This window comes from Nonomuraea sp. NPDC050540 (genome assembly GCF_044457485.1).
Lineage (GTDB): Bacteria > Actinomycetota > Actinomycetes > Streptosporangiales > Streptosporangiaceae > Nonomuraea.
In genome coordinates, this window is sequence record NZ_JBITHA010000012.1 from 318242 (window position 1) to 327990 (window position 9749).

Here is a 9749-nt window from a genome sequence, read left to right on the forward strand (position 1 = left end):
AGGGGGGCTTGTTCGCCCACCGGGCGGGATAGATCGTGTGCCGGGTTTACTGCGCCCAGGTAACGCCCCTGCCTTCGGGGTTTTTGGCGGCGGGCCCCGGGAAGTGAGCTCGGCGTCGACGCCGAGCTCACTTCCCGGTCACGAGCAGAGCGACTGCGTCATCCTCATGGAGCCCGGACGACCGACGTGGACCTTCCCGTTCGAGAACGGACCCCCGACCGTGTCGCTGAGGTCCCCGATCGAGGCTGTCCCCCCGGCGGCCGCCCGTTCGTCGCCCGGACGACGGAATCCCAGAACGACAACAGGTGAGACACCTCCATGAACGTGTTCTTGTGGATCGTGCAGGCGGTCCTCGCCGCCATGTTCGCCATGTCCGGCCGGGAGAAACTCCTCCGGCTCAAGGACGAGCTGGCCGGCAGGTATCCGTGGACGGCCATGTTCTCCCAGACGGCCGTGCGGGCCATCGGCGTGACGGAGCTGCTGGGCACGATCGGGCTGATCGTGCCGGCCGCCGCCGGGATCGCACCCGTCCTGACGCCGATCGCCGCGACCGGGCTGGCGATCATGATGGCGCTGGCCGGCGCCATGCACATCCGCAGGAAAGAGCCGGCCGGGCTGAAGGTCACCGCCGTCCTGCTCATGCTCTGCGTGCTCGTCGCCTGGGGGCGGTTCGGCCCCTACGGCTGGCCCTCGTGAAGGTGTCAGCCGGCTGACGCGCCGGACCCGCAGGCAGGCCCCAGTAGCCGTGTGGATACGAACTGGACAAGCCGGATCATCAGCGGCACTATTTGTTTACGGACCCGTCTCGTAAATATATTGGAGGTTCGATGGACACGGACGTCCTGGTGGTCGGAGCCGGACCGGTGGGGCTCGCGCTGGCGTGCGGGCTGCTCCAGCACGGCGTCTCGGTCCGTGTCATCGATCGGGCCCCGCTCCCGGCCACCACCTCCCGGGCGAACTTCGTCCACGCGAGGGGCTCGGAGGTGCTGGACCGGCTGGGTGCCCTCGACGGCCTGCCGCAGGAGTCGGTACGGGCGATGACGATCACCACCTACGCCGGTGACCGGCCGATGATGCGCATCCGGTTCGGCGACCCCGGGCTGGGCACCGCCGCTCCGCCCATGGTGATCTCCCAGGCGCGGGTCGAGGCGCGGCTGCGCGAACGGCTGGCCATGCTCGGCGTCCGGCCGGAATGGGGCGACGGCCTGGTCGAGGCCCGCCAGGACGGCACCGGCGTCACCGCGGTGCTGGCCGGCGGCGCCACCGTCCGGGCCGGCTGGATGGTGGGCTGCGACGGCACCGGCAGCACGGTGCGCAAGCTGGCCGGCATCGGCTTTCCGGGGGTGAAGGTCAGCGAACGGTTCCTGCTCGTCGACGGCCACCTTGACGGCGAACCGGCGCTGGACCGGTCGGGCACCAGCGGCTGGGTACACGCCGACGGCATGCTGGGCGCCATGCCGATGCCGGGCGGGCTGTGGCGGCTGATCGCCTACGACGCCGCCTTCCACGAGGACAAGCCAGCCGAGGAGCAGATCGCCGAGCGCATGCGGCGTATCCTCCCCGCGCGGACCGGGCTGTCCGGCCTGCGCCTGGGGGAGGTCACCTGGGCGTCGCTGTTCAGCGTGCACCGGCGTCTGGCCGATGCCTACCGCGCCGGACGCATCCTGCTGGCCGGGGACGCCGCGCACGTGCACGCCCCGTTCGGCGGCCAGGGCATGCTCACCGGGCTCGGTGACGCCGAGAACCTCGCGTGGAAGCTCGCCCTCGTCGTTCAGGGCCGGGCCGGGGACGCTCTTCTGGACACCTACCAGGCCGAACGCCGTCCGCTGGCCACCGCGGTGTTGCGCGGCAGCACCGCCGCCACCAAGGTCAACATCGCGGGCGGCCCGCTCGGCCGGCTGCTGCGCGACCAGGTACTGCTGCGCGTCTTCAACCAGGCGTGGATCCAGCGGTGGACCACCTACAGCACCTCCCAGCTGTGGGTGAGCTACCGGCGCGGCCCGCTCGGCGGCGGGCGCGGCGCCAAGCCCCGTCCCGGCGACCGCGTCGGCGATCTGGCGTGCGAGCGTCCCGACGGCAGCCGTACCCGGCTGAATGCCGAGTTGCGCGGCACCTGGGCGGTGCTCGGCGCCGAGATCGCCTTCGACGCGGCCCGGCGGCGGCTCGGCGACCGCGTGGTCCGGCTCCGCCCCACCACCTCCGCCGGCGGGCTCGCCCTGCTCATCCGCCCGGACGGCCACCTGGCCTGCAAGGGCGGCTCCACCGAGGTCACCCGCTGGCTGGACGGAGCCCTGGGATGACCGCCACCCGGGGCCGGGGACGTCCGCGCGATCCCGGGACCGACACCGCGATCCTGGCCGCCGCGCTGGAACTGTTCGTCGAGCGGGGGGTCGAGGGCACCAGCATGGAGCAGGTCGCCAAGCGTGCCGGCGTGGGCAAGCTGACCCTCTACCGCCGCTGGAGCAGCAAAGAGGATCTTCTCGCCCAGGCCATCGAGCGGTGGGTCCGCGCCGAGGTGATCCCCTCAGCGGCCGACGTCCACGCCCTGCGGCCGCGTGACATCGTCGAGCGCGTCCTGCCCGCGGCTGCCGAGATGGCCGCAGGCGCGGACTTCCGGGCGCTGGTCGCCCGCATCATGGGCTCGGCGGTGAGCCATCCGCAGCTGATGGCCGTCTACTGGGAGCACTACATCCTGCCCCGCCGCGAACTGGCCGCCGCGATGCTGCGCCGCGCCCAGCGGGACGGCACCGTGGCCGCCGACGCCGACCTGGACGTGCTGATCGACATGATGGCCGGCGCGGTCACCTACCGTGTCCTGCAGCCCGACCCGCCGGACGCCGCCGAGATGCTGCGCTACCTCACCGCGGTCTACCGCCAGGCCGGACTCTACCCATCGGCGCGGGACGGCTGATCACTCGGCCGGCGCGGTCAGTCCTCGACGACCTCCAGGTGCAGCTCGCGGAGGTGATCGGGGTCCGCTATCAGGTTGATCTCGGTGATCCGCCTCCCGGTGATCGTGAAGTCGAACGCCACGCGCGGCTGCCCGCCCGCTGACCAGACGGCTCCGGCGGCGCCGTCGATCAGGGCCAGCCGCGCGCCCTGGGCACGGCCGCGGAAGGTCCCGGCCACCGCCGAGGCGCCGCGGAGCCGTCCGGACGCGCCCGTCAGCACGGCCGCACGATCGGCGTGCAGCACCACGTCCGGGTCGAGCAACGCGAGCAGGGCGCCGAAGTCGCCGCCCCGTGAGGCCGCGAGGAAGGCGGCGACGATCTCCCTCTGCCGCAGCAGGTCGGCGCCGGACGGCGGGTCGGCCCCCTGGACCCGCCGCCGGGCCCTGCTGGCGAGCTTCCTGGCCGCGGCCGGGGAGCGGTCCACGATCGGTGCGATCTCCTCGTACGGCACGGCGAAGACGTCATGCAGGACGAAGGCCAGCCGCTCGGCCGGGGTGAGCGTGTCGAGCACCACCCGCATCGCCAGGCCGACCGAGTCGGACACCAGCGCGGCCTGCTCCGGATCGTTCCCGCCGTCGCCGGCCGGGTCCGGGGCCACCGCCTCCAACGGGTCCTCGCGCAGGGTGGCGCGCGAGCGCAGCATGTTCAGCGAGACGCGGGCGACGACCGTGGTCAGCCACCCCCGCAGGTTCTCCACCTCGCCGGTGTCGGAACGGCTGAGCCGCAGCCACGCCTCCTGGACGGCGTCGTCGGCCTCGCTCGGCGAACCGAGCAGTTGGTAGGCCACCGCCCGCAGGTGACGGCGATGCTCCTCGAATCGGCCGGCCAGAAACTCGTGGTCACCCATCGGTCACATTCCTTCGTCGGGTCGTGTCATGTCTATGACCCGCCGGCCTTCGCCGATGTGACCGGCGCGCACGAGGAGTACGGAGGAAACCACCATGTCCACCCGCGTGTGGCCGCGACGGCTGCTCACGGCCTTCTACTGGTTCGTGGCGTTCACCTTCTTCATGGGCTTCGTCACGAAGTACTGGCCCGGACCCACGTTCTTCGGGCCGGCGTACTCGGTGAAGTTCGCCGATTGGGGTTACCCGTCCTGGTTCAGGTTCGTGGTCGGCACCATCGAGGGGGTCTGCGCCGTCCTGCTGGTCATCCCCCGCCGGCGATTCAGGTTCATCGGCGCGACGGCCCTGATCCTGGTCCTCACCGCCGCGACCACGACGCACATCGTGGCCGGCAGCGAACTCTACGAACGCGTCGCCGCCCCCGCCAACCTGATGATCATGTTCGTCTTCGCCCTGCTCAACTGGCCGGCCGACTGGCGGGACCTGCTGCGCGGGGAACCACCGCGCGGCGTGCCCCGGCGTGCGTGACCTGAGGATCAGGGCCGGAGGCTGTGGAAGAGCTCCAGCCGGGTGTGGTGGTAGTCGAGGTCCTCCTGGTCGTGCCTGACACCGCGGGCGACGGACACCTCGAAGTAGGCGGCCTCCCTGCGCAGCTTGTGCCTGATCAGCTGGGCCAGCGCCTCGTCGCCGAGGTCTGCGGCCGTTCCGCCCTCATCCAGGTACGCGTCGACGAACCGGCGTACCAGATGAGGCTCGTCCTCTCCCCATTCGGTCGCGGCGGCGGCCAGTTCGTACTCGGGAGCGCCCACGAAGGACTCGTCCCAGTCCAGGACGGCGGCGAGCACGTCGCCACGAACCAGCGTGTTGCCCGCGTAGTAGTCGCCGTGCAAGGGATGACGGCTCGCGTGCGTACGGTGGAACTCGGTGAGCCAGAGATCCAGATCGGGGTCGTCGAGGCCGCCGTGCCCTCCCGGGCCGTCCTCGGCTCCGAGAAGCCCGTACTCCGCGAAGGACCGGACGGGGCGAGGTCCCGGGCGGGCCGTGGACAGGGCGTTGTGGAGGCGAGCCAGCAGACGGGCCGCCGGGAGCGCCTGCTCCGACTCCTGCGGCCAGCGCCCTTGGACAAGGGGCCACAGCGAGACCGGCCGGCCTTCCACCCGCGTGACCGTCGCTCCGTCGAACGTGGTCAGCGGTGCGACGGCCTCGGGCAGCCGGTCGGCGGCGTGCCGGGCGACCGCGTGACACCACTCCGTTTCCTCGCTGCCGCGCGACTCGGGACCGATGCGTACCACATGGTCCCCGAGCTGGTACGCGGCCGACTCCTCCCCGCCGTGCAGCCGCAGCGCCTCCCCATGGCCGTCGGCTCCCCACATCTCCTTGACGGCTCGCCGGACGGTATCGGTCAACGGGATCACTGCGTAGATCATGGTGCCCACTCTACGAACCCCGTGCCGACCACTCGACCAGGACCCGATCCGCACCGAGCCGGCCGAAGGTCAGCAGGCGCCCGGCGAAGGCGAGAGTGACGAGCAGCCTCAGCCGACGCCCGGCCCCCATCACCTACAAGGCCGGCGTGGACGAGGCCATCGCGGCCCGAGCTCCGGCCATCGCATCCAGCCTCCGCGATGTCTCCTCGTCGTCGGGGGTCATCACCATGAGCCGGTGGCCCGTCTCCGTGACGTCGGTGGAAACGAAGTTCAGCTGGAGAAGCCCCACCAGCGGACTCTCCAGGCGTTTCACCTCGTAGTGCTGGAGAAGCACATCGTGGCGGCTCCACAGCCGCGCGAACTCGTCCGACCGCTCCAGCAACCGCCCCACCACGCCCGAGGCATCCGCTCCCGCCGTCCCCGCACTCGCCGCGGCACGCATCCTCGCCACCATCCTGGTCGCGACGATGTCGTCATCGACGTACCGGCCGCGCCAGTCCGGGTCGGTGAAGAACTGCACGGCGCAGTTCCGTTCACCGGGTGGGATCAGGTCCATGTCGGTGAAGAGGTGCCGGTAGGCCCGGTTGTACGCCACCACGTCGAACAGGCGCGTCTGCAGACACGCGGGATAGGGATCCAGCTTGTCCAGCACCGGTTGGAAGGCCGCCAGGAGAGCCGGGTCGGATGCGACCGGATCGGCGGCCGGTGTCCGCACGCCGGCGAGCCTGCGCAGATGCCGCGTTTCCGCCTCGTCCAGGTGCAGGGCCCGGCCGACCGCTCTGAGCACCTGGGTGCTCACGTTGATCGGCCGCCCCTGCTCCAGCCAGGTGTACCACGTCACCCCCACCCCTGCGAGCACCGCGACCTCCTCGCGCCGCAGGCCGGGCGTGCGGCGTCGTCCGGTGGCCGGAAGCCCGGCCCTGCCGGGACTCAACCGCTCGCGCCGGGTGCGGAGGAAGTCGCCGAGCTCACGCCGGGCGCTCGGGGAAATCGTGTCGGTCATGACTCCATACTGCTGCACCCACGATGGCCCATCCAGGTTCGGCTAATACCCCCATAAACAGGCTTCTGGTACCCGGATCCGTGTCCACGCAGCATCGACACGTGACCACAGCTTCTACCCCAGCGACCCGATCCCAGCCACGAGCGCTCGGGCTTCCCGGACTCCTCGCCACCCTCGCCGCCCTGCTGCTCTCGGTGGTCAGCTTCGCCGCCGCGGGCATCGCCGTACCCGATATCGGAGCATCTCTGCGCGCCTCCCCCGCCGAGCAGTCGCTCGTGGTCTCGGTGTACTCACTCGGCTTCGCGGTGCCGATGGTCCTCGGGGGCCGCCTCGGCGACCTCTACGGACGCCGCCGTCTGTTCCTCCTCGGCATGGCGGGCTTCACCCTCTTCTCCCTGATGGCGGCCCTCTCCCCCACCGTCATCGTCCTGATCGCCGCGCGCGCCCTCACCGGCGTCTCCGCGGCGGCGATGGTTCCCCAGGTGCTCGCGACGATCACCGCGTCGACGCACGGCCGCGAACGCGCCAGAGCCGTCGCGTTGTTCGGCGCCACCGCGGGCGGCGCGACGGCGATCGGGCAGATCCTCGGCGGAGCACTGCTCTCCGTCCCGCTCCTCGGCGCCGGCTGGCGCACGGTGTTCGCGGTGAGTGTCGTCATGGGCGTCGTCGCGTTCCTCGCCGCCCTGCGGTGGGTACCGGCCACCAGTTCCCCCGGCCACCGCTCACTTGACCTGATCGGCACCGTCCTGCTGGGCTCCGCCCTCCTCTCGTTGCTCGTCCCGCTGTCGCAGGGCGCCGCGCTCGGCTGGCCCGCATGGTGCTGGGCGCTGCTGGCCGCTGTCCCGGTCCTGTTCGCGGCGTTCTGGAGGTGGCAGCTCCGGCTGCACCGCGCCGACCGCGTCCCGCTGGTCCCGCCGCCCCTGTTCCGCCTGGGCTCCTACCGCGTCGGACTCGTGATGGCGCTCATGCTCCAGTCGGCTTTCGGCGCGTTCACCTTCCTCTACGCCCTCACCACACAGACCGGCCTGGGCTGGACCCCGATGCACGCCGCTCTCGTGCTGCTCCCGTACGCCCTCTGCTTCTTCGTCGTCTCCATCTGGTCCGGGAAACTCGCACCACGCTTCGGATTCCGCCGGCTGCTGATCATCGGCGGGGTCACCCAGGCCGCGCTGCTCGCGCTCACCGCGACCTCGGTGTTCCTGCAAGGAACCGGCCTGAACTCCTGGACTCTCGCCGCGTCCCTGATCGGCGTCGGCATCGGGCAGGCGTTCATGTTCGGTCCCCTCGTCGGCGCGATGATCGCCGACGTCCCCCCGGCTTCCGCCGGGGCCGCGTCAGGAGCGCTCCAGACGACGCAACAAGCCGCGATGGGCCTCGGCGTCGCCGTAGCCGGAGGACTCCTCGCCGCGGCCACGGCCGCATCGGTCATGTACACCACCGCACTCGCCGTCTGCATGATCGTCCAGGCCGCCTTCGCCGTCGCCTTCGCCCTCTGCGCCCTCGCCCTCCCCCGCCGCTGACCCCGCCTCCCGGCGAAGCTGCGGACCGCCCGCCCCCGTCCCCCGGCGCAATGCGGAACGTCCACGCGCGGGTACGCTCGCCCCCCAGGCTCATAGGTCTTGCGGAGTCAGCCGTCTCTTCGGGTCTGCCTCTCCGCCGCAGCGCGGAACGCCGCGCCGAACCGGTCGGGCGCCTCCAGCCATGGATGGTGGCCCGCGTTCGGAATGATGACGACCTCGCAGCTGAGACGTGTTCCGAGCCGTCGCAGGGCCTCGGCGGGGCGGCTGTCGCCCGCGCCGCCGATGATCACCGCGCCGGGCGGCAGGCACGCGCGAAGCGCGTCCACGTGTGATTCGAGCGGGTCGGCCCTGCCGGCGGCGTTGAGCTGGGCGTTCATCGCGTAGTTGACGGGCCGCAGCGTGTGGGCCGCTGTCAGCGCCCATTCCCACGCCCGATCCCGGTCGGCGTGGTCGGTTGACCACGACAGCGTGAGGTACTCGATCTCCTCGGCACCCGTACGTGATGCGAGCGCGTCCAGTTCGTCGAGCCTGATCCGCTGCTCGTCGGTGCGGCGCGCCAGCTGTGCTTCCCGGTCGGCTTCCCGCCAAGGACCCAGGAACGGCCCGGCGAGCTGAATCAGTCCGGCCACGCGCTCGGGATGAGCGAGCAAGAAGTAGCCGGCCATGTTGGTTCCGAACGAATGTCCCACCAGGACCACCCGGTCGTGCCCCCAGGCATCGAGCAACGACACCAGGTCCTCAACGTGGCGGGCGATCGTGTGCTCACCCTCCCACGACGATCCGCCGGTGCCGCGCTGGTCGTAGCGGTGGACCAGGCACAGGTCGTCGATGATCGCGGAGACCGGGGCCAGATAGTCGGGGACCCCTGGACCGCCGTGCAACATGACCACGGGAAATCTCCGCGGGTTCGCCGAGCCTGCCGTCCAGGTGCGTAGCCGCGTACCGTCACCCATCTCCATCATTGGCGTGAGTGTAGAGCTATCGGGTCAACGACCCGGCAACCGGTGGTTCAACGAATCATCGGAGTGCAGCGCCACGCTCTCACGCTGCCGTGATCTTCTGGCAAGCTCGCGGGATGCTCAAGTTCACCGATTTCATCATCGACTGCCCGGACACCATGAAGCTGGCGGCTTTCTACTCCGGGGTGACAGGCCGCCCGATCAAGGAAGGCAGCCACGAGAACTGGGCCGGTATCCCGTTCGGTGAGATCGAGCTGGCCTTCATCCGGGTGGACGACTACCGCGCCCCGCAGTGGCCCGACACCGAGCACCCCAAGCAGTTCCACCTCGACTTCGAAGTGGACGACATCGAGTCCGAGCAGCGCCGCGTCCTCGAACTCGGCGCGACGCTGCGGCAGAACTTCATCGGTCCCGAGGGGTACGGCTGGCGGATCTACACCGACCCGGTCGGCCACCCCTTCTGCCTGTGCCGCAACAAGGGTGTCACCTGGACCGACCAGGGCCCGATCTGGCCCGAGCGCGGCTAGGACCTGACTCAGCGCGAGGAGGGCACGGTCTGTCCCCGGCCGCCGATAGAGCGGCCGGGGACGCGGAGAGGTGCTCACTGGTCCGTACGCCGCCGCGAGGCCTTGGCGGGGTCCGGCAGAAGCAGATTCAGCCGGCGCTACCACCCACAGGGGATGGTGGAAACCGAGGCCCTGGAACCGTTGGCGTCGGTGACCGTGACCAGGGTGGTGAAGGTGAGTTCCGTCCCGCCGGGGTTGTTGCAGTCGAACGCGGCCGTGGTCCTGCGGGCGGCCGTGTCGGTGCTCACGACGGGCTGGCGGCGTGCTCGCGGGCTGAACCACTCAGCGGTGACCGGGCCGACCCCACCCGCCCACACCGCTTCGCACAGAACGTAGTTCACTCCCAGCGGCTGCGGACCGCAGGTGAAGCTGGTGATGCTGGTGGTTCTGCTCGGGCACGTGACGGGTGTGTCCCCCACGCCGGGAATGATGTCGTCGGCGAATGTGACCGTCAGCCCGATCACGAACCGCTCGCCGG

General features: G+C 70.9%; 11 protein-coding genes. 6 read left to right on the plus strand and 5 right to left on the minus strand.

The features are described from left to right. Positions 1-318 precede the first annotated feature (318 nt). The 3 genes from ACIBI5_RS35625 (at position 319) to ACIBI5_RS35635 (ending at position 2911) form a co-directional block, all read left to right on the plus strand. Positions 319-696 (plus strand): DoxX family protein, encoded by a 378-nt coding sequence (locus ACIBI5_RS35625; protein ID WP_397253243.1) that lies wholly within the window; start codon positions 319-321, stop codon positions 694-696. Between the two features lie 131 nt (positions 697-827). Next, on the plus strand, positions 828-2300 hold the full coding sequence (locus ACIBI5_RS35630) for an FAD-dependent oxidoreductase (RefSeq protein ID WP_397253245.1): 1473 nt from the start codon (positions 828-830) through the stop codon (positions 2298-2300). After that, the gene (locus ACIBI5_RS35635; RefSeq protein ID WP_397253246.1) at positions 2297-2911 is read left to right on the plus strand and encodes a TetR/AcrR family transcriptional regulator; all 615 of its coding nucleotides are present in this window, start codon (positions 2297-2299) and stop codon (positions 2909-2911) included. Before ACIBI5_RS35630 ends, ACIBI5_RS35635 begins: the two co-directional genes overlap by 4 nt. A 17-nt stretch (positions 2912-2928) precedes the next feature. Here the strand turns inward: ACIBI5_RS35635 and ACIBI5_RS35640 are convergent, their stop codons facing one another. After that, positions 2929-3798: a sigma-70 family RNA polymerase sigma factor gene (locus ACIBI5_RS35640; protein ID WP_397253248.1), complete on the minus strand. Its 870-nt coding sequence runs from the start codon at positions 3796-3798 to the stop codon at positions 2929-2931. A 94-nt stretch (positions 3799-3892) separates the two neighbouring features. Between ACIBI5_RS35640 and ACIBI5_RS35645 the strand changes: the two genes are divergently transcribed. Next, on the plus strand, positions 3893-4324 hold the full coding sequence (locus ACIBI5_RS35645; RefSeq protein WP_397253250.1) for a DoxX family protein: 432 nt from the start codon (positions 3893-3895) through the stop codon (positions 4322-4324). An 8-nt stretch (positions 4325-4332) separates the two neighbouring features. Here ACIBI5_RS35645 and ACIBI5_RS35650 read toward each other — a convergent pair whose 3' ends face one another. Together ACIBI5_RS35650 and ACIBI5_RS35655 are read right to left on the minus strand one after the other, a co-directional pair. Then, complete coding sequence (locus ACIBI5_RS35650; protein ID WP_397253251.1) at positions 4333-5223, minus strand: phosphotransferase enzyme family protein; 891 nt, start codon at positions 5221-5223, stop codon at positions 4333-4335. A gap of 133 nt (positions 5224-5356) precedes the next feature. Then, complete coding sequence (locus ACIBI5_RS35655) at positions 5357-6226, minus strand: helix-turn-helix transcriptional regulator (RefSeq protein ID WP_397253253.1); 870 nt, start codon at positions 6224-6226, stop codon at positions 5357-5359. Between the two features lie 101 nt (positions 6227-6327). Here ACIBI5_RS35655 and ACIBI5_RS35660 point away from each other — a divergent pair, with 101 nt between their 5' ends. Next, positions 6328-7746 carry an MFS transporter gene (locus ACIBI5_RS35660; RefSeq protein WP_397253255.1) on the plus strand — a complete coding sequence of 473 codons (1419 nt, stop codon included), beginning with the start codon at positions 6328-6330 and terminating at the stop codon, positions 7744-7746. Between the two features lie 107 nt (positions 7747-7853). Here ACIBI5_RS35660 and ACIBI5_RS35665 read toward each other — a convergent pair whose 3' ends face one another. Beyond that, entirely contained in the window at positions 7854-8708 is an 855-nt protein-coding gene (locus tag ACIBI5_RS35665) for an alpha/beta fold hydrolase (RefSeq protein ID WP_397253257.1), read from the minus strand. 113 nt (positions 8709-8821) lie between these two features. Between ACIBI5_RS35665 and ACIBI5_RS35670 the strand changes: the two genes are divergently transcribed. Then, positions 8822-9232, plus strand: a complete 411-nt coding sequence (locus tag ACIBI5_RS35670) for a VOC family protein (protein ID WP_397253258.1) — start codon at positions 8822-8824, stop codon at positions 9230-9232. A gap of 137 nt (positions 9233-9369) precedes the next feature. Here ACIBI5_RS35670 and ACIBI5_RS35675 read toward each other — a convergent pair. Continuing rightward, a partial coding sequence (locus ACIBI5_RS35675) for a hypothetical protein (RefSeq protein ID WP_397253260.1) occupies positions 9370-9749 on the minus strand: 380 nt, incomplete at its 5' end.